We start from the raw sequence: 21,179 nt of genomic DNA on the forward strand, positions 1-21,179 counted from the left end.
TATTACCTACTTATTCTTTAATAATTATCCCCCTAATTCTGCATAAAGATTATTTCAATCATGATCTAAAAATATGTCAAAGTTATGAATTTTTAATATCAAAAAAGCGCTCAATTGAGCGCTTTTTTTCAAAAACAATCTATTAATCGATTGGTGGCGTATATGTACCATCAGCAATTGAAGCTTTGATGCGATCAGACTCAGCCAGTACAAGCGCAAGCAAGTTCTTCACATTGTCTAAAGTTGCTACTGGACTTAAAGTTGTCATTTTCAATGATTGAACCTGACCGACTTTAGTCACACCAATATTCGCTTCACCACGTGCAAACAATTCATCCGCAACGTTTTGGTTCAATGTATCGAGTAATTCTGTTGGGTAACCTTCAGGAATTACACGGAACAAGACTGATGCAAATTGTGGCTCAACCAATAACTCTAAACCGTCTGTTGCTTTAATATAATCTGCAACATCACGCGTTAAAGTCACACCGTGGTCAATCATAGAGCCGTAAAGCTCTTCACCGAGTGCTTCAATCGTCATCCACAATTTCAACGCATCAAAACGACGTGTAGTTTGTAGAGATTTAGAAACAAGGTTTGGTACGCCATGCTCTTCATCATAAGCAGAGTTTAAGTATTCCGCTTCATAATGCATAAAGCGATAGTTCGCTTCATCTTTAAGTAAGAATGCACCACAAGAAATCGTTTGGAAGTAATGCTTATGGAAATCAAGTGTGATTGAATCAGAAAGCTCGATACCATCTAACAAATCACGGTGATTATTAGATAGGATTAAAGCACCGCCCCATGCTGCATCGATATGCATCCACGCGCCGTACTTATTGGTGATTTCACGGACTTTCTTTAAAGGATCAATTGCACCCGCATCGGTAGTACCTGCAGTTGCAACCACACATGCCACAATTTTGCCTTCATTTTGAAGGTGTGCCATGGTTTTCTCTAGTGCATCCATGTCCATACGCGCATTTTCGTCGACAGGCACAGTCACTACAGATTGGAAGCCCATTCCCATCATCGCCATGTTCTTTTGCACAGAGAAGTGAGCATTTTCAGAACAAATGACTTTAACGTTACGCATCGCTTCCGCAGGTACGCCATCACGCTGAACAGACCACGGATTGCCGTTTTCGTCTTTCCATTTTTTCGCGATACATGCATCACGTGCAAGCAATACACCCATCAAGTTTGACTGCGTACCGCCAGAGGTGAACACACCTGCTTGACCTGCACCATAACCAACTTTTTGACGAAGCCAATCGATCAACTGAACTTCCATCAATGAACCTGCAGGGCTTTGATCCCATGAGTCCATCGATTGGTTAGTTGCGTTAATGAGTACTTCTGCGATTTGGCTAGTCACCATAGTAGGACAATGCAAATGCGCCAAAGAATGAGGATGATGTACTTTTAAGCTCTTATTAAGGAATAGCTCAACCATACGCTCTAATGACTTTTCCACACCCAATCCTTCTTTAGAAGGATTAAATGCAATTGCACTGCGAAGCTCTTTAATGCTACCGCCTGTGTACATTTTGTCATTTTGTAACCAAGCTGCTACTGCTTGAGTTGCCTGATCCATTGCTGACGTATAGTCAGCAATGGATGCAGCATCATTACAGAGCAAAGCTTTACGGTGTTCTGCAAAATCTACCATGAATTAAGCGCCTCGTACCGCAACTAATGCTTCAGAAATTGCTTTCTTAAAGCGCACAATTACTTCTTCACATTCAGCTTGGTTAATAATTAATGGGCAAAGTAGACGAATCACTGTACCGTTACGTCCACCCTTTTCTAACAACAATTTGTTGTTGAAACACGCTGCTTGGATTGCAGCAGCCAATTGACCATCTGCAGGAAGTGAACCCATATGGTCAGCAGGTTTACGCTCATCAACAATTTCGATACCGATCATTAAACCGCGGCCACGTACATTACCGATACATGGGAATTCTGCAGCTAATTTCTTCAATTCAGCTTGAAGGAAATCACCACGCTCTTGTGCGTTTTGCGCAAGATTTTGTTCTTTGATCGTTTTGATCGTAGCAAGACCAGTACCCATAGCCAATTGGTTACCACGGAAAGTACCCGTGTGACCTGCAGGCTGCCAAGCATCAAACTTACGCTTAATACCAAGTACTGCAAGTGGTAAGCTTCCACCTACTGCTTTCGACATCACTACAACATCAGGTTCGATACCCGCATGTTCAAAGGCAAACATTTTTCCTGAACGTGCGAAACCAGCTTGTACTTCATCAAGAATTAAAACGATGTTGTGCTTTTCAGTCACTTCACGAATTTTTTTCAACCATTTCACAGGTGCTGTAACCACACCGCCCTCACCTTGAATCGCTTCAAGGATAACTGCAGCAGGCTTAGTCACACCGCTTTCAACATCTTCGATGAAATTTTCAAAAAAATAAGTAAGCGCGTCAACACCCGCTTCACCACCTAAACCTAGTGGGCAACGGTATTCATGTGGATACGGCATGAATTGAACGCCTGGCATTAAACCATTAACAGCGTTTTTAGCAGACAAATTACCTGTCATTGCTAATGAGCCGTGAGTCATACCATGGTAGCCACCAGAGAAGCTGATCACAGTGCCACGGCCAGTATATGTTTTTGCAAGTTTAATTGCTGCTTCTGTACCATCTGCACCAGATGGACCACAGAACTGTAGGCAGTACTCTTCTTTACCACCCGGTAATTCAGCAAGTAAAGCTTCAGTAAAAGCATCTTTTAAAGGTGTCGTTAAATCCAAAGTATGTAATGGAAGACCACTCGCTAAAGTGTCTTGAATACTTTGAATGACCGCAGGATGATTATGGCCCAAAGCCAATGTTCCTGCCCCAGCTAAACAATCGAGGTACTCTGTACCTTCAACATCAGTAACCCAGCAACCTTGAGCTTTTGCTATCGCTAACGGCAATTTACGTGGATAGCTACGAACATTAGATTCCATCTGACTTTGGCGAGTCAAATAGTATTCGTTAGTAGAATTAGGTGCAGGATTTACAGAAGAAACGCTCATATCGAATTACCATCTCTGATATGGGTTAATAGAAATAAGTCGGGTGACTTGCGGTCCTTTGACTCGGTGCTTTATAGAGTTCTAGTTAGCCTATTGTGTAGAGTTATAACTAGAGGGCGCGATGATAACGAATTTTGAAATAAAATAAATAGATTTCTATCGTTTTCACCAGCAGATTCTAAAATATTAATGTGACAAATTGATAACTTGTATAGATTTCAAACTGTACCACTTCTATTTTAGATAAGTTTAAACTTGAGCTAAAGTAAAACAGTCCAAATTATGCAAAAAATGTTCAATTTTTTTTGCTGATTTGAACTGACTTTTTCAGTATTCCTAAATTCGAGCTTGGGCTAAAGCATAGTTTTGTAACATTATGAATCTTATATATTCATGTAGTTGTACGTGTGTGATTAAAACCACTTTTTTTCACTCATTTTTTTAAGAATAGTTTCAAGAGTTCTCGATTAAAATACATCAGCAACCCCATCATCACAACGACAATCCCCCACAAGGCTTCATTATGAATAATTTCATTATTTAAGGATGCCCCCAAAACTAGGGCGATGACTGGCGTCATGACATTACTCAAAGACACTGTCGACGCTGCTAAGCGGCGGATTAACCAAAAATAGCACAGCATCGCAACAATTGATGACATGATCATTGTAAACAAAAAACCCACCATCGCTTGCGTACTTGGTAGCACGGTTGGGATTTGTTGCCAAATGAATGGAATGATTAAGAGTGATCCTAAAGCTGAAAAGATTAATGAACCTGCCGCCTGACTCATGGGGCTTAAAGGTGCATTAATTTGTTTGACCCAAAAAATCGAACTGATATACGACACCATACTGATCAGCATCAGAACCACACCCCAAGGATTGACTCGCTCATCTGCAGATTCTGCAAAAACAAATGTGAGACCCAATACGGCAATGACCATTCCACTCCATTGAAAAATAGACAACTTATGTGTTTTTAGGATGAGATGTCCAATGAGACCTGCAATTAATGGCGAAAATCCGAAGATCAGTGCCATTAAGCCTGACGTTAAATAATTTGCTGCTAAGTAGATAAATAACTGCGCACCAATTAAATTTAGGCTACCAGCCACATAACTTTTCAGCGATACATGATCAAACGGGAGTGGATCACGCATCATTTTGAGCAACGCCAAAGCAATTATAGATGCACCAAAGTATCGAATGATGAGCACCCACATTGGATGAATTTCTGCAACACTCCATACAATGGCAAGTGGTGTTGCAGCCCATATCAATACCAATAAGGCATATATACTCGCAACAACCATTATATTCGAGGAACTAGAATTCATAATTTGCTCAAAATTAAATCAATATTTTCTTAGGCACATAAAAAAAAGACCTAAGTTACCCTAGGTCTGTTGCACAATCTTACCAATTTTACTTCACAAGTTTACGAAGGTCTTGGCTAAGATCTAAATATTTATCTGCTTCAAATGCAGCTTGTTTGCTAATCAATTTTTTAAGATGACGCATTTCTTTAGCCGCATTCACCGTAATACCACCAACAATAATACCGTCAGTCACACCGAACAATACAAATGAAGATTCTGCACGTAGCTCAGGATTGATTTCACCACGAACGAGCCATTCAGCCGCTGCCATATCACCTACGAATTGGTAGTTAATGTCCAACTGATCTGTCCAGAACCATGCTGGATTAGGAGTAGGATGTTCTACCCCCATCACATGGCGTGCAAAGATACCTGCTTGAAGATTGGCATTTTCCCAAGTCTCAACACGACGGTGGTTACCACAGTCACGAAGTTGAGTTGCCACATCACCTGCCGCATAAATATCAGCATTCGAGGTTTGGCAATTTTCGTTTACTTTGATCGCGAGATCAACGTCAAGACCAGCATCAACTGCCAACTGTGCATTTGGCACAATACCGATACCGTAAACCACAGCATCCGCACGAAGTTCTTCGCCATCAGCTAAAGTCACCACAATTTCTTCGCCATCAAGCTTGCAATCTGCAATTGAAGTTGAAAGACGAACATCCACACCTGCCAATTTTTGCTGTTCAAGCAAGAATTCACTCAAGATGCGTGGCGATGAACGACCCATCACCATTGGTCCCATTTCAATGACAGTGACTTCACATTCTTTGAAACGTGCAGATGATGCAAGCTCAAGACCGATTACACCACCACCAATCAGGATGATACGTTGACCTTTTTGTAACACTGGTACAAGGGCTTGTGAATCTTCAAGATTACGCAGCGTGTAAACATGTTTGCCAAGTGCATCGAAGTTTGGAAGACGACGTGCTGCACCGCCAGTTGCAATCAGCAATTTGTCATAAGCAACAACATCACCATTTTGAAGTTCGACAGTTTTGGCTTCAGCGTTGATTTTCACGACACCATTACCGCGAATTGCTGTCACACCAAGATCTGCTAATTTTTCTTCAGATAAAATTTCAATCTTGGTTTCTTCAGGTTTTAAAATCACGTCTTTAGACAGTGGTGGACGCTCATAAGGAAGATGCGTTTCATCACCAATTAATGTGATTTTACCTTCATATTTGTTTGCACGAAGCTCAAGGATCGCACTTGCGCCTGCTTGACCCGCACCAACGATGACGATGTTGTTTACATTGCTCATGGGATTAACCTTTTAATTCCGCAGATACGATACCGAAGCCCGCAATCCACTCACTAATATCTTCATAGCAGTGAGTTGTCATTTCATACTCACCAACTTCGCTCAGTGCAGCAAATGCTGCCATCCAGCAACGCACTTCTTGACCACCACGACCACCTTCGACACGAATTTCTGCCTCAGTCATCGCTTCCATTGCAGCAAAATCTGCTTGTTTAAATTTCTCAAGCAATGCGATATCCCACTCAGGGCTCAGCGGTACTGCAACTGATGTATCTCCAGCAGCAAGTTTCTGACCAACTGCAATAATTTTCGCTTGACGCGCATTACGTGCTTCTTCAGTTGGATTACGGCCAGCAATTAAAAACTCTTCAACTTCTGGTGGCACTGAACCCATTTGAGGTGTTGGTGGATCATGAGACAAACCGCCTGTACCCAATACAAGTACACGCTCATTTTCAAGATTAAGTGACTTAATATATTGTCCAACCGCACGGCCTAAAGCAATGGTACGCTTTGTGGTTGGCATTGGTGCGGCAGCGCCATTAATAAATATTGGAATCGTTTTATAACGATCAAGTTTTCCATCACAAAGGAAGTGTAATGGTTGAGTCACACCATGGTCAGCCTGCATACGATATGAGTATGCAACATCAACACCTTCATCTAGAACTTGACGCACAAGTGCCAAAGCCTTGTCTTCAGGAACATCGATTTTATTGTCAATTTTACCGTAATCCCAGTCACCAGCAGCCGTAGCACGGATACCGACACAGAAACTTGGCATAAGGTCGTAGAAAAAACCGTTAAAATGGTCTGGACCAAAAGTAATGATCAGTGTTGGATCGTAAGCTTTTACTTCAGCAGATAATTGTTCAAAAGCAGCACGTACTTTTTGCTCTTTTGACGGATCTTGAGGTGAAGCAAATTCCATTAAAGGACTGTGCGAAGCACAAATAAGTTTAACGGCCATGAGAGACTCCTTAAAAGGAAGGCAGCCTTAGAACAGGCTGCCGATAAGTCCATTTTTTAGACTAGATTTTATTCGTCAAAGAAACCAGCACGTGGTTGACGTAGACCACGAATACCCAAACCACATTCTGCATTGATCAGAACACCAGTTAAAGGTCGGTTATTTTGACGAGATGCCAAGAGCACATAAGAACCTGTCATTTCTTCAGGCTCAGGTAAGAAGTTCAACGGCATACCACGCGCGATTTTCTCAGGATCACGCGCATCTAAAAGACCTAGATTTTCTTGGCCTAATGATGCAGCACCTTTAATGTTTACATTCATACCTGACGGCGCAACAGCATTCACACGAACTTTGGGTGCAAGCTCGTACGCCAATTCCTTCATGATGCCTACGCCAGCATGCTTAGATGCTGTGTAAACTGGACCACCACCCGCAGAATATAATGCTGAGTTAGATAGTGTGAAGATTATCGAACCTTCAGATTTTACTAACTCATCAAGTGCAGCCTTAGCACCTAGAATTAATGCTTTCGTATTAATTCCCATGATTTCGTCAAACGCTTTATCAAGTTGCTCACCTGAAGTATTGACGATATCTGCGTAGTGATCCCAGATTCCTGCATTACCAATAAAGCAATCAAGCTTACCAAAACGCTCAACAGTTGCTTTTACAGCACGGACATTGTCTTCATAGTTGGCAACATCACCAGCGATTGCAACAATTTGATCACCAAAGCGTTCTTTTAAAGCATCGACTTTAGATTGTGAACGTTGTAACACACCAACGTGCGCACCTTCTTCAAGGAAGCGTTCAACTAAAGCCCAACCTAAACCAGAACCACCACCTGTGATCAGTGCAACTTCGCCTTTAAGCCAACCCATGATTACTCTCCTGCCATCTCAACGTATAACGCACCATCTTCAACAATCACTGGGAAAGTTTGAATTGGATCTGTCGCTGGTAAACATAATGCTTGACCGGTTTTTAAACAGAAGCGAGCTGAATGCAATGGACATTCGACAGTGCCATCATCTTCAAGATAACCTTCTGACATTGAAGCATTACCATGAGAACAACGGTCATTCATTGCGAAGAACTCACCACCATTGTTAAACACTGCAAGCGCATCGATACCGTTAACGCCGCAATCTACTTTCAACGCTTCGCCTTCGTCTAATTCGTCAACTTGGCAAACAAAAATCTTATTCATTAGAAGAACACACTCAGGTTGTGAGAGTTATAGGTAACTTGATCAAGCGTGATCTTACGGTTGAAAATTTGGAAGCCTAAGCCACCTTCAACTTTACGGATCTTGTCATGACGTTTACCACAGTAAATCGTGACATCTTTCTCTTTTTGTGTACGGTACAAAAGATATGTAACGTATACATCGTATTCGCCTTCCACTTCAGTAGCTTCTACGATCACGTTACTCACCATATGAGTTGTACGTGATGGAGGCTCTTCAGCCCAAGCCATACCTGTTTCAAGACGAGCAACACGACGCTCTAAAAGATCTTTCGTATCATTGAACACCCAAGTTGTAGGTGGTTCAATTGAACGACGACGGTCACGTGTTTGAGCATTTGGTGTTGTACGTAGCGTGTAAGAAATATCTTCAGCTAACGTATCTAACCAGTCGCGGAATTTCCAATCGTCAAGCAATTTCGCTTCACGATAGAGGAATTGGCTAATTTGATGGTGAAGTTCTAAACTCACTTGACTCATTTCATAAGCTCCTTCTCATATTCGTCAGCTGCTTTCTCAACATCTTCCCATTTTTCATGGATTAGCAAGTCTGCCCAACGACGGTACATGCCGCGTGCCGCAGTTTCTGAGAAAATGTAGTTGGTGATACCAGGGATACCATCTTCACGAATTTTCTCGTTGCCAAGACCCATTTCCATAATGAGTTTGTTTTGACGCGCTTTGTAACCACGTAAGACTTTTTGAATTTCGATCCAGTTTTCAGAGTCATCTTGCTCTAAGAAACCAGCTGGACCAAATGCACGTGTCGCAGAACGTTCAAACGCTTCTTTCACTTCTTGTGACGCTTCAGCATCCGCAATACAGAACGCCCATACTTCAGTTTTGTTTGGACCACGTGGATGCCATACGCGAAGTGTTGCTGTACCGTTTAACCAAGACAATGTTGGGAACATCGTGTTGTGACCCGCAAGACGTAACGCACGGATTTCACCAAGACGCTCTTTAACTTCTTCGTAAGTTTCGCGGAAATAGTTTGCTACTTCACCATCAACCCATACGTTTGCATCTGGTTTCTCTGTAAAGAAGAAGCCTGAACCGTGACCACGTGAACCATATTGGATTGCGTCTTTCGCAGTTTCCCATACCGGACGTGCAGTTTGCGCAGCACCTAGTTTCTTCGAAGATTCGTCATCTGGTTTAGCACCTAATACTTGAATCGCAGATGCGTGAGAGAACAATGCATGATATTGGTCAGATGCAAACTGTTCAGCCGCAAATTTCCAGTTACATTCGATTTCCCACTTATGAACACCACCGATGATCTCAGTACCACCTGGACGACGATCTAATACGCCATCTAAGTACCAAGCGATATCACCCATGTATTCTTCAAGGTCTGGAGTTGTTTCATCCCAACAACCGAAGATTAAGCCTTTATAAGACTTCACACGGTTTACTTCGATCAAACTCCACTTCTCTTTACATGCGCCTTGAGGGAATGCACGATCTTCAAGAGGAATATCTTTAAGAGAGCCGTCTACGCCATAAGACCAACCGTGGTATGGACATGTAAATGCACGAGTGTTACCGCAGTCAGCAAAGCTCACGCGCATTGAACGGTGACGACATTGGTTTAACAATGCTTTGATTGAACCGTCTTTTTGACGTACCACGATGATCGGATCTTCACCCATATAGGTATTGAAGAAATCACCAGCCTTTGGAATTTGGCTTTCATGGCAAAGGAATAACCATGTACGACCGAACACACGTTCAAGTTCTAGTTCATAGATATCTGGATCTGTATAAATAGATGGCGTGATACGTCCATTTTGTGCATCGACTAAAGCATCGATTTCGCGCACATCAATTTTCCCACTCATGAAAAGCTCTCCTGTGACTAAATTAGACACAAACTAATAGACTCAACTTTGCAGAGATAATGAGTTTTGAACGAGTTTTGGGGAAATATTTTTTTTGTTTGAATCAAGATGTTTTATCGATAAATTAATCAATCGCTGAATACGTGAATTTTACCATATTTTAATAATAACGTTGATATTTCAATATGCTCAGCCCCACTTCACCGAATATCCATTTGTGAACTATACTCGCACTTGATCATATTTAGACATTATATGAATCAATCTTTGGATGATTTTTTATGGAACTACGACACCTACGATATTTCATTGCTGTGGCAGAAGAACTCAACTTCACCAAAGCAGCCTTGCGCCTTTATACTGCTCAGCCATCATTGAGCCAGCAGATTAAAGATCTTGAAGATGAAATTGGCGTCCCTTTGCTTTATCGTACAAAACGTAAGGTAGAACTCACTGAGGAGGGTCAAGTCTTCCTTGAACAAGCTCGCCTCACGATAGCCCAAGCAGACAAAGCAGTCGCAATGACTCGTCAGATTGCCAAATCTAAACAGCAATTGTTACGTATTGGCTTTGTTCCTGTCGTTGAAATGAAAATTTTTCCTTACGTTCTCCCTAATCTTCGTGTTCAAAACCGGGATTTAAAGATTGAATTGTTAAGCTTAAACAATTCCGATCAGTCAAAAATGTTAAAAAAAGGCGAAATTGATATCACTTTTACTCGTCAAAATCTATTTAGTGATGAAATCGAAAGTCAATTTGTTTTACGAGAACCTTTGATTTTCTTACTCCCCAAAGATCATCCACTCGCTAAATACGATCGCATTCCAGTAAAAGAGCTCGATGGAATCGATTTCATTATTCCTTCTGAACAACAATCTCAAACCCTAAATAAGATCATTCTAGATTTTGCAAAATACCATCAAATCAATTTAAATATTGTTCAAACTGCAGACAATATCCTCTTTAACATTAATTCTATTGGCATGAACCTGGGCTGTACTTTTCTACCTGGATATATCGCACCACTGACGATGAACAACACCGTGATTCGCCCGCTAGACGTGGAATTACCTTCAATCGATTTATTTGCAAGCTATAGAAAAAGTACTAACTCAGAAGGCGTCAAAAAATTTATGGACTTACTGAGCTCTGTTTTTTACCTTGATATTAATCGTAATTAATTAATTTTTTTTTCAAATTAATGATCACCGTTAAACATAGCGGTGATTTTTATTTTTTATTTCAACCATCAGTCTTAGACTTTAGTCTAATAAAGTTTTACGAATATCATCATAAATTGTATGAATTCAGGCTTTAGATTAGACTGATTTTTAAACAACTCATTAACTAACTAGACTTGCTCTACCACTTAAGTCTAATGAATTAAAACAGATCAATGCTCAATATTGATTATCAATATGCAGATTTAAACGTATTAAACACATGTTCTGTATTTTCAGTTTTAAAAAAGAGGATGATTAAATCATCCTCTTTTTTAGTTTTTTAGGTTCTTAAATTATTTAACACCATGAACTGCTAGATAATTTTTGATCACCGTATTAAATTCTTCTGCTTTTTCAACTTGTGACCAGTGACCGCACTGACTGAAAATATGTGCATCAGCATTAGGAACGATATTTAAAATGTCCCAAGTACGAGACACAGGAATCACCACATCTTGAGTACCATGAATCAATAATACAGGAACTGTAATATCTTTCATTTTTTCAAAGTCTAATGGGAACTCGAAACGATCACGGTCACGCGCACCCACAACATCCATTAAACGATCAGATGCGTAGTCATTCGCTGCAGAATCAAAACGTACTTTTACCAGCTCATCTGTAATTAAGTCTTTATTTACAACGAACATTGAAAGTGTCTTACGAATACCTTCTTCTGTTAAAACTGGGTTTGCATGCGCTTTTAGGGCTGCAGTTTGTTTTGCACCACCTGTACCCATTGAAACAATACCGAGTACACGCTCTGGATAATCAAGTGCCAATTGGAATGCTAACCAACCACCTAGCGAATTACCTACTAACCATGTTTTTTCAATACCAAGTGCATCAAGAGTACGAATTGCATGATCAACCCATGCACGGATACCGTATTGAGTTCCTGGTGCAACGACAGTTTGACCATAACCAATGGTATCAATTGCGATACAACGCGCTTGCTCACCAATTGCAGGTAAATTCAACCACCAGTTAGCAGCTGCTGATACACCAGTACCAGAACCATGAAGGAATAAAATAGGCGTGCCTTCACCAATTTCATGATAATGGGTTAACTCACCTTCAGCAGTTTCGATCCATTTATCTTCTAAACCAAAGAATGAATCCGTTTTATATTCTGGAATTTGAACAGTGCTCATCATAGTCCTCTAACTGTCTATAACTGATCATATATTTGTGAAACAATCATCAGTTGATGTTTACAAATGATAGTTTTACAGGCTTATATTAACTGCTCTGTACCTTTCAACTGATACAAATTTACGATTGCATCCATCTTTTTACCAATTAAATAAATTACTGTTTTTTCTTATTTTTTTAAAATCAATATTCACCCTCTGAATATGACTTGATAAGATCTCGATATGATCCTTGCTCATCATATCGAGATCAATTTCATTTTAGAATTTATAACTATAACTTAACGCCACACGATGCTCTTCTAAATCACTCAAGGTACCTGGAACATTGATGTTGTTATAATTAGTATCAATGAACATATAGTTGAAACCAAGACCTTTATACTTACCTTCTGGCACAACATAGTTCACGATGATGTTATTTTCATTCTCGCGACCTCGACCTGGTGTTGCCGTATCAATATTCCAACCTTGGAAATGACGTACAGTTGCAGATAATCCTGGTACACCCATTTCTTTAAAATTATAGGTATAACCTACGCTCCAAGATTTCTCATCCTTACGGATAAAACTCGCGACCGACCAGTTATCTAAATAAGGTTGTGGCACCCAACCACCCAATGTTGGGAATAGTGTCGCTTTATCTCCATGCTCGCCAAACATCTCTTGATAACCCAATTGAACAGTATGCATACCATGGTTGACTTTCGCCCCCATAGAAATTGCTTGGCTATCAATTTCACCAAAAAGTTTATCGCCAGTTTCACTGTTATCGAAGTAACGAATATGTGCATCTAAATTCGTTTTTTCATCAAGTTTAGTTTTATAGCTTGCAGCAACATAATGTTGCTTGAAGATGTCAGTTAAATCAGCGAACCAATAACTACCACCAATCTTTGATGTAAACTGGTGATCAACACCAACAATATACATTCCATCATCAGTTGTGAGACCTTGAGCTTCTGCCTTCGCAAAATCATTGTTTGGGAATAAGGTCAAATCTTGATACTGATTATCGTAACGCGCATTAATACCATCAATATAAGCTAAGGTTAATTTAGTATCCTGAATATCTTTCGACTCTAACCATGCACCACTATAAGTAGTTAATAATTGGCGTGATGGATCGAAGAAAATAACTGGTGACATCGGCAATAAATCACCTACTTTAAGTTCAGTTTCAGAAACTTTAACTTTTAAAGTCGCACCGAATTTAGCATTATCGCGTTCTGTACGACCTTGACTGTTATCATATGGCATATGAATGTCATTTACAGAATCACGCGATTTCAATCCAATTGCATATTGAGCCAAGAGATCTGCACCAACTTGAATGCCTGCACCAATATCGTGATAACCCGATTTAGCATCTAAAGTGATTGCTTGCGTCCAGTTACCATAATCTAGATTTGGTGCTGTATCGTAATTACGTTCTAAATAGAAATTTTTAAATTTAAGCTGAACATTTGAATCAGCCACAAAATTCGCGTGAGCAGCAGTTGTCCCTAGAGTTGTTGCAGCAATCATTGCTAGCCATAATTTTTGATGACGCATGGCTTCATCCTATACTCAAATCAGCGTTGATGAGCATATTGCTAAATTGTGCACTCTGAAGAAATCAGACTAGAGTCTAAAAAAAATTTAGACTTTTCCGATGAAAAACAATACTTTAAAAACTCTCATTGTTATAAACAATTAATAATAGCTCAGTAACTAAGCAAATTAACTTTTACGATGGATAATTTATTATATTTTAATATCTTACAAATTAACCCAGAAACATTTTGCCATTTTATTTAATCGTTTTTAAGTTTAACAATTACGATACGCTCTACACCAAATCACCCAATATAAGCACCCAAACATCTCACGCAATTGTTTTTTTATATGTATCTTTTCTAAATTCATAAAAAAAGCACTCCTAAGAGTGCTTTTTCAAATCACTTTTAAATTATGCGTTAAGTTCTTTTGCTTTAGCCATAGTCAAAGCTAGATCTTCAATCATGTCTTCCTGACCACCAACAGTACCACGGCGACCAAGCTCCATTAAGATTTCACGCGCAGATACGCCATATTTCGCTTCAGCACGTTTAGCAAACAATAGGAATGAAGAGTAAACACCCGCATAACCCAAAGTTGCCGCATCACGGTCTGCACGAATTGGGTTGTGCATCATTGGAATCACGAGATCTTCAGCAACGTCTTGTACTTTGAACAAGTCAACGCCAGTGTCCATACCCATACGGTTAGCAACAGCAATAAACAATTCAAGTGGCGTGTTACCTGCACCAGCACCAAGACCTGCAGACGCCAAGTCTACACGTACTGCACCTGCTTCAACCGCAGCAACAGTATTTGATACACCCATACCTAAGTTGTGGTGACCGTGGAAACCTAACTCAATGCTTGGGTCCAAGTGTTGACGTAAGTGACCAACGCGATCGATTACATCTTGAGGAAGCATATAACCTGCTGAGTCAGTCACATAAATACAGTTTGCACCGTAAGACACCATCTTCTTCGCTTCTTCTAAAAGACGCTCAGGAGTTGCCATGTGAGCCAACATTAAGAAGCCCACTGTGTCCATTTCTAATTTACGCGCAGCGGTGATGTGCTGTTCAGAACAGTCAGCTTCAGTACAGTGAGTTGCAACACGAATCGTTGATACACCGATTTCATGCGCCATTTTTAGATGGTCAACTGTACCGATACCAGGAAGAAGTAATGCAGAAACTTTTGCATTCTTCATACGAGGTACAACAGCAGATAAGTATTCTTCGTCAGTCGCAGCAGCAAAACCGTAGTTTACTGATGAACCACCAAGACCGTCACCGTGTGTTACTTCAATTAAAGGTACGCCTGCATCATCAAGTGCTGTTGAAATTGCAATCATTTGCTCAACAGTCGTTTGATGGCGCTGCGGATGCATACCATCACGTAAAGTCATATCATGAACAATAATCTTAGACATGCGGTTGCTCCTTAAGCTTCTTCTTTGTTGAATACGTGTTCAGCAAACATTTCTGCTGTACGAGCAGCTGCAGCTGTCATAATGTCGAGGTTACCTGCATATTTCGGCAAGAAATCACCCAAACCTTCTACTTCCAAGAAGATAGAAACACGGTTACCATCAAAAATTGGACCATTTACAAGTTTGTAACCTGGTACATATTTTTGCACTTCTTTAATCATCGCGTGAACTGATTCAGTGATCGCAGCTTGATCTGGCTCACCTTCAACAAGACAGTGTACTGTGTCACGCATCATAAGTGGTGGCTCAGCAGGGTTAATGATGATGATCGCTTTACCTTTTTTCGCACCACCAACTTTCTCAATAGCACCCGCAGTTGTACGTGTGAATTCGTCGATGTTTTTACGTGTACCAGGACCTACAGATTTTGTAGACACAGTCGCGATGATCTCACCATATTCAACAGGTTGAACACGTGAAACTGCTGCAACCATAGGAATTGTCGCCTGACCACCACACGTTACCATATTCACGTTAGGCACTTCACCTTCTGCAAGTAAAGCTTCTAAGTTCACAGGTGGAACACAGAAAGGACCAATTGCAGCAGGTGTTAAGTCAATCATCAGTACACCAAGTTCATTTAACTTGCGGCTGTTTTCAGCATGTACATATGCAGACGTTGCATCAAAAGCAATTTTAATATCATCTTCAATGACGTGAGGAAGAAGACCATCAACCCCTTCTGCAGTGGTTTTTAAACCCATTTTCGCAGCACGAGCAAGACCTTCAGAAGTAGGATCGATACCCACCATCCAAACTGGCTCTAACCATTCGCTACGTTGAAGTTTGTAAAGCAAATCAGTACCAATGTTACCTGGTCCGATCATTGCACATTTAATCTTTTTCATTAACGTACTCTCTCAAAATTCCGACTTATTCAGCAGCGAAAGCAGCAGTCACTGAACCAAAGCCTTCAATCTCAACTTTGAATTCATCACCTGGGTTTGCTACAACCATAGGGCCTAATGCACCTGTTAAAATAATGTCACCAGCTAACAATGGACGACCACGACGTACCATTTCATCAGCAAGCCAGACAGCTGCATTTAAAGGGTTTGCTAAGCAAGCCTTACCAACACCTTGAGACACGACTTCTTCACCACGTGTCATGATCATTTTACAATTCACTAGATCAAGGTTATCGAGTTTTACAGGACGTGACCCCAATACAAATGCAGCTGAAGATGCATTATCTGCGACAGTGTCAATCAAACTGATCTTCCAGTTTTCAATTCGACTATCCACCACCTCTACAGCAGGAAGTGCATAATCAGTCGCGCTGATAATGTCAGCATAAGTGTGTTTTTCTTTCGTTAAATCTTGATTGATCACCAAAGCGATTTCCGCTTCTACTTTAGGTTGGATCAATAGACCTGCAGGAATCGCCTCTCCATCACCATAAGCCATGTCTGCAAACAGCATACCGAAGTCAGGTTGATCTACACCGAGTTGTGCTTGAACCACTTTTGATGTCAAACCGATTTTACGTCCAACTAAACGACGACCTTCTGATAAGGCACGCGCTGTATTCACTTCTTGTACAGCGTAAGCGATATCTACATCAGCAGCTTCACCACCCAACGTTGGGCGAATTGGTGCGATTGCACTTTGTGATAATTCAGCAGTTCGTAACGCTTGTGCTACTGATTCAACTACAGCAGAATTAGACATCAAGACTTCCTTCAACTTCATTCGATGATCTATTTGACCTTAGGAAAATTGCTTGAAAACAACCTTCTGAGGGACAAATTCTTTTAGAGAGATACCTGCATCTCTGATGATAGCTAGAATGGAAAAATCTTGACCTATATGCCAATACTTATTTTCTTTATGACAATAGTTTCAGACTATAAATAATTTATCAAATGAAGACTCTATCTTATTGTTTTACATGTTTTTAAAATTTTATTATTTAAATATACAGAATGTTTAATCTATTTCTAATACTACTTATTAGACCATTGATAATAGAATTATCTATGGATTACAAATTATTAATCACTAATCCAAAGACAAGTTATATTCTTTTATTGTTCAACTACAATTCAATTAAAATTCATTTTAAAAACTTTGTTAAGGCGACTTAAGTCGTAAAATCGGTGTTGAATATTACAATTGCTACTATCTCATCACCAAATAATCACATTTTCTCTCCATCAAAAAAGATTAGAATATTCTGTAGAATATTCATCAGGTGAAGATACAGAGATAACAATGAAATTATTAAAACTGCCACTATTGATCTTAGCTACTGGCATTAGCTTTTCGGTACTTGCTGACACAGAACCTAAAACTAATATTATTAATCTTCAAGCAGATGCCTCTAAACAAGTCTCTAATGATGAAATGCACGCCATTTTATTTATTGAAAAAAGTAATAAGCAGCCTGCACAACTTTCAACACAAATGACCCAATTGATGAATCAGGCCATCAGCATCAGTAAAAAATACCCCCAAGTAAAGGTCGAAACGGGTTCTCAGACCACTTACCCTGTCTATGACAACAACAATTCAACAAAACTGAAGGAATGGCGCGGCCGCGCTGAAGTGAATATTGAAAGCAAAGATTTTAAAGCAGCGAGCCAGTTAATTAGCGAGTTACAACAAGATTTTCAAACACAATCGATTAATTTCACTGTTTCCACTGAAAAACGAAAGCAGGTTGAAAATGAGTTATTGACAGAAGCCACGCAAAATTTCCAACAGCGCGCTCAGGTTCTCACTAAAGCTTGGAATCGTTCTAGCTATAACTTGGTTAACTTGAATATGAACACCAATAATTATTCACCAAGACCATTAGCCATGGCACGTGCCGCAATGGTTGTAGAGAGTGCACCCGCTGCAGACTCACAAAATATGGCTGCTGGAGAATCAACAATCACAGTCAATGCAAATGGATCAATTCAATTAAAATAGTTCGCTATTAAAGTTCAAAAAGCCACTCAATAAGTGGCTTTTTTTGTTTCTTACTTTTTAAATGGGAAGGCATATTTCACAATACGTCCCAAAACCTGACCATATTGTTTAAATAAACTCGCATTATTGTAATTCAAGCCGTATTTTTCACACACCGCTTTCACTTTAGGCCCCATTTGACGGTAACGTCGAGCAGGAATATCTGGATAAAGATGATGCTCAATCTGATGACTCAAATGCCCCGTCAAAATATGGAATCCTTCAGAACCTGTCAGGTTAGAAGACCCACGAATTTGACGCATATACCAATGGCCACGGCTTTCATTTTCTAAAACTGACTTCGGAAAAACTTCCACATCTTTGGTGAAGTGACCGCAGAAAATGATACTGAATGTCCAAATATTACGAATACCATTAGCGACTAAATTACCTGTGAAAACGGGTAATGCTGCAGGACCTGCAATGAGTGGGAAGAAAACATAATCTTTAAATAACTGTTTCCCCATTTTCTTTTTCATCGGGTTCAAACGTTGTTGAAATTCTTCTTTGGTCATGCGCCCTTTTAAGCGCTTACCAATTTCTAAGTTCTGAATCGCTACACCCCACTGGAATAACAAACAGAATGGAATACTGTAAAGTGGTTGTAATAAATATCCTTTTTTCCAGCGTTGCTCTGGGAACAAACGAAGAATTCCATAACCAATATCATCATCCATACCTTTAATATTGGTATAGGTATGGTGTTTGTAGTTGTGGGTTTGGCGCCAATCATCAGATGTGCCGACGATATCCCATTCGTAAGTTGTCCCTTTAAATTTAGGGTCGTTCATCCAATCATATTGACCATGCATCACATTATGGCCCAACTCCATGTTTTCCATGATTTTGGCAAAACCAAGCAAGCCTGTGCCTAAAAGCCATGCTGGAGGAAACCAGCCAGCAAATAAGCATGCACGTCCAAGGATTGAACTGTAGCGAATCGCTGCATACACTCGCTTAATATACTTTTCGTCTTTTTCACCTAAATCATCAAGAACTTCCTGCTTAATTGCATCAAGTTCACGTGCGAGTTCATCAAGTTGTGCATCAGTGAGTTCACGATTTTTTGGGTTTTTGAAATATTGTGCTTGAACTGGCATATTCATGATTATTCTCGTTTATAGGTCGATAGTGAGATCAGACTGAGCTGAATTGATACAGATTTTGAGCAGATTTCCAGGCTCAGTATTTTCTGCACCATTGACGAGGTTTTTAGTTGCACCTTGCGCTTTATGGCATGCACATTTATTACATACCCCCATGCGGCAACCGTGCTGTGGGCGAATATTTTGTTGCTCTAAACTTGCAAGTATTGATTGTCCCTTTGGAATCGTGACGACCTTATTTGATTTCGTAAGTGTGACCTGAACAAAACCAGTTTCATCACTAATGAATGGTTCAACACTGAATGCTTCACCTTTAAATTTATGAACACGAGTATCAGTTAGTTGTTCAGCAACTTGCACAAATCCTGCTGGACCGCATGCATAAACCGTATATTGATCTAAGGATTCGATAGCAGTTAAATGAGAATCTTCTAAACGGGAATCAGCCACTTCATCTTGAGTGGTAAAAAATTCAACATTAAAATTTGAGTGTTGATTCGCCAAAGCAATCAACTCTGTTTGAAATGCTAAATCTTCTGTTTTTTTTGCCCAGTACATCAATTTAACTGGCTGAACTAATTTTTTTTGTTGCTGCAATAATGCCTTGATCAAGCTGTACATTGGAGTAATACCACTCCCTGCGGCCAGCATTAATAGAGGTGTATTTACACTTCCAAGTGTCATATCTCCATAGGGTGCACCAAACTCAACAATATCGCCTACCTCAGCAATATCGTTAATCCAAGAACTGACTACACCCTGATCGACTTTCTTAGCAGTCAACAATACATGTTGAGTGTCGATTTTGGTCAAACTATAGGTACGTTCAAAACAACGACCTCGTGTCGTGACAATAACTGGATGATGTTGCCCTGCTTCACCAAACTGAAATTTTCGATTAACCGCAATTTTTAAGCTGACCGTATCATTTGCAACTTGTGTACGTTCAACAATTTTGCCTAATGATTGATTCACCGACCAAATTGGATCGATCTTTTGCAACCAAAAATTGGCAGCATTCGGATCAAATACAGCATTTACTGCGGATCTAATCAAATTTTTAGGTTGCTTAACTGCTTGCATTATGGGCTCATCACAGTGGGTTTAGAATTATTATACACATGTATATATATTTGTATAGACACTTGTATATCATCTATTGATTTCCATATCCTGACACAGAGCGATATAATGCAACTCTAACTGTAAACTTCTGATATTTATGAGCAGCTCTACGATTACTCTTTCTCCTCTACATGCCAGTGAATCCGCATCCATTTTGGAGCATCCAACTGCACGTACAGTCGGAAGAAAAGCCACAATCACGAAAGAAGAATTATTCCAAGCTGCTCTCAACCTTATCGGACCTCAAAAAAGCATCGCATCTTTAAGCTTGCGCGAAGTTGCCCGTGAAGCAGGAATTGCGCCAAACAGTTTTTATAGACATTTTAAAGATATCGACGAACTTGCCATTGAATTGATTGATCGCTCAGGTATTGTTTTACGTCAAATCTTGCATCAAGCTCGCTTAAAAGCAGTTCGCAATTCAAGTATTGTGCGTAGTTCAGTTGAAGTATTTATTGAACAGTTAGATGCTGACGAAGGTAATCTGAGCCTGTTGTTACGTGAAGGTTATACTGGTTCTGCCTCTTATAAAGAGGCGGTTGAAAAACAGCTCAATTACTTTCAGCAAGAACTCATGGATGATCTTGTTCGTCTCGAGCAAAATAACTCTCATAAAATCAAGCATCCAGAATTGGCTGCAAAAGCGATTACTCAATTGGTATTCACTATGGGTGCTAAATTAATCAACATGCCACACGATGAAAGAAAAGTTGTAGCTGAACAAACGATGACGATGATCCGAATGATTTTAGAAGGCGCACGTCATCTGAAAGAATAAATACTGAGTGTAAAAAAAGCCCTTCAGTTGAAG

The 21,179-nt window shown here is 40.0% G+C and carries 19 protein-coding genes; 3 read left to right on the forward strand and 16 right to left on the reverse strand.

Annotation, left to right across the window (positions count from 1 at the left end):
- Window positions 1-142: 142 nt before the first annotated feature.
- The 9 genes from AC1M9I_RS05575 to hcaE all read right to left on the reverse strand — a co-directional run bounded on the left by AC1M9I_RS05575 (window position 143) and on the right by hcaE (window position 9,774).
- Window positions 143-1,675: a pyridoxal phosphate-dependent decarboxylase family protein gene (locus AC1M9I_RS05575; protein WP_481594706.1), complete on the reverse strand. Its 1,533-nt coding sequence runs from the start codon at window positions 1,673-1,675 to the stop codon at window positions 143-145.
- A 3-nt stretch (window positions 1,676-1,678) separates the two neighbouring features.
- On the reverse strand, window positions 1,679-3,052 hold the full coding sequence (locus tag AC1M9I_RS05580) for a diaminobutyrate--2-oxoglutarate transaminase (RefSeq protein WP_035267118.1): 1,374 nt from the start codon (window positions 3,050-3,052) through the stop codon (window positions 1,679-1,681).
- Between the two features lie 433 nt (window positions 3,053-3,485).
- Window positions 3,486-4,391: a DMT family transporter gene (locus AC1M9I_RS05585; protein WP_481610795.1), complete on the reverse strand. Its 906-nt coding sequence runs from the start codon at window positions 4,389-4,391 to the stop codon at window positions 3,486-3,488.
- Between the two features lie 88 nt (window positions 4,392-4,479).
- Window positions 4,480-5,709: a 3-phenylpropionate/cinnamic acid dioxygenase ferredoxin--NAD(+) reductase subunit gene (gene hcaD, locus AC1M9I_RS05590; RefSeq protein ID WP_092767094.1), complete on the reverse strand. Its 1,230-nt coding sequence runs from the start codon at window positions 5,707-5,709 to the stop codon at window positions 4,480-4,482.
- Window positions 5,710-5,713: 4 nt separating this feature from the next.
- On the reverse strand, window positions 5,714-6,679 hold the full coding sequence (locus AC1M9I_RS05595) for a 3-carboxyethylcatechol 2,3-dioxygenase (protein WP_481593469.1): 966 nt from the start codon (window positions 6,677-6,679) through the stop codon (window positions 5,714-5,716).
- Window positions 6,680-6,747: 68 nt separating this feature from the next.
- The gene (gene hcaB, locus AC1M9I_RS05600; protein ID WP_035267124.1) at window positions 6,748-7,563 is read right to left on the reverse strand and encodes a 3-phenylpropionate-dihydrodiol/cinnamic acid-dihydrodiol dehydrogenase; all 816 of its coding nucleotides are present in this window, start codon (window positions 7,561-7,563) and stop codon (window positions 6,748-6,750) included.
- Window positions 7,564-7,565: 2 nt separating this feature from the next.
- Entirely contained in the window at window positions 7,566-7,892 is a 327-nt protein-coding gene (gene hcaC / locus AC1M9I_RS05605) for a 3-phenylpropionate/cinnamic acid dioxygenase ferredoxin subunit (RefSeq protein ID WP_005181999.1), read from the reverse strand.
- On the reverse strand, window positions 7,892-8,410 hold the full coding sequence (gene hcaF, locus AC1M9I_RS05610) for a 3-phenylpropionate/cinnamic acid dioxygenase subunit beta (protein ID WP_035267127.1): 519 nt from the start codon (window positions 8,408-8,410) through the stop codon (window positions 7,892-7,894). Before hcaF ends, hcaC begins: the two co-directional genes overlap by 1 nt.
- Window positions 8,407-9,774 carry a 3-phenylpropionate/cinnamic acid dioxygenase subunit alpha gene (gene hcaE / locus AC1M9I_RS05615; RefSeq protein ID WP_035267128.1) on the reverse strand — a complete coding sequence of 456 codons (1,368 nt, stop codon included), beginning with the start codon at window positions 9,772-9,774 and terminating at the stop codon, window positions 8,407-8,409. Before hcaE ends, hcaF begins: the two co-directional genes overlap by 4 nt.
- Window positions 9,775-10,055: 281 nt before the next feature.
- Between hcaE and hcaR the strand changes: the two genes are divergently transcribed.
- Window positions 10,056-10,955 (forward strand): DNA-binding transcriptional regulator HcaR, encoded by a 900-nt coding sequence (hcaR, locus tag AC1M9I_RS05620; RefSeq protein WP_481593470.1) that lies wholly within the window; start codon window positions 10,056-10,058, stop codon window positions 10,953-10,955.
- Between the two features lie 335 nt (window positions 10,956-11,290).
- Here hcaR and AC1M9I_RS05625 read toward each other — a convergent pair whose 3' ends face one another.
- The 5 genes from AC1M9I_RS05625 to AC1M9I_RS05645 all read right to left on the reverse strand — a co-directional run bounded on the left by AC1M9I_RS05625 (window position 11,291) and on the right by AC1M9I_RS05645 (window position 16,853).
- Window positions 11,291-12,151, reverse strand: coding sequence for an alpha/beta fold hydrolase (locus tag AC1M9I_RS05625; RefSeq protein ID WP_035267132.1), 861 nt, complete (start codon window positions 12,149-12,151; stop codon window positions 11,291-11,293).
- A gap of 261 nt (window positions 12,152-12,412) precedes the next feature.
- Complete coding sequence (locus AC1M9I_RS05630) at window positions 12,413-13,705, reverse strand: OprD family outer membrane porin (RefSeq protein ID WP_481593471.1); 1,293 nt, start codon at window positions 13,703-13,705, stop codon at window positions 12,413-12,415.
- Between the two features lie 397 nt (window positions 13,706-14,102).
- Window positions 14,103-15,122 (reverse strand): 4-hydroxy-2-oxovalerate aldolase, encoded by a 1,020-nt coding sequence (dmpG, locus tag AC1M9I_RS05635; protein ID WP_035267135.1) that lies wholly within the window; start codon window positions 15,120-15,122, stop codon window positions 14,103-14,105.
- 11 nt (window positions 15,123-15,133) lie between these two features.
- Window positions 15,134-16,030, reverse strand: coding sequence for an acetaldehyde dehydrogenase (acetylating) (locus tag AC1M9I_RS05640; protein WP_035267137.1), 897 nt, complete (start codon window positions 16,028-16,030; stop codon window positions 15,134-15,136).
- Window positions 16,031-16,055: 25 nt separating this feature from the next.
- Window positions 16,056-16,853 (reverse strand): fumarylacetoacetate hydrolase family protein, encoded by a 798-nt coding sequence (locus AC1M9I_RS05645; RefSeq protein WP_035267140.1) that lies wholly within the window; start codon window positions 16,851-16,853, stop codon window positions 16,056-16,058.
- A 543-nt stretch (window positions 16,854-17,396) separates the two neighbouring features.
- On the opposite strand from AC1M9I_RS05645, the gene AC1M9I_RS05650 reads away from it, so the two are divergent.
- On the forward strand, window positions 17,397-18,098 hold the full coding sequence (locus AC1M9I_RS05650) for an SIMPL domain-containing protein (RefSeq protein ID WP_092767100.1): 702 nt from the start codon (window positions 17,397-17,399) through the stop codon (window positions 18,096-18,098).
- A 50-nt stretch (window positions 18,099-18,148) separates the two neighbouring features.
- Here AC1M9I_RS05650 and AC1M9I_RS05655 read toward each other — a convergent pair whose 3' ends face one another.
- The gene (locus tag AC1M9I_RS05655) at window positions 18,149-19,243 is read right to left on the reverse strand and encodes a fatty acid desaturase family protein (RefSeq protein ID WP_035267144.1); all 1,095 of its coding nucleotides are present in this window, start codon (window positions 19,241-19,243) and stop codon (window positions 18,149-18,151) included.
- 12 nt (window positions 19,244-19,255) lie between these two features.
- Window positions 19,256-20,326, reverse strand: coding sequence for a flavin reductase family protein (locus AC1M9I_RS05660; protein WP_481590284.1), 1,071 nt, complete (start codon window positions 20,324-20,326; stop codon window positions 19,256-19,258).
- Between the two features lie 139 nt (window positions 20,327-20,465).
- Between AC1M9I_RS05660 and fabR the strand changes: the two genes are divergently transcribed.
- Window positions 20,466-21,146, forward strand: a complete 681-nt coding sequence (gene fabR / locus AC1M9I_RS05665) for an HTH-type transcriptional repressor FabR (RefSeq protein WP_092767102.1) — start codon at window positions 20,466-20,468, stop codon at window positions 21,144-21,146.
- Window positions 21,147-21,179: the final 33 nt, after the last annotated feature.

The organism is Acinetobacter sp. ANC_7553, from assembly GCF_056779895.1.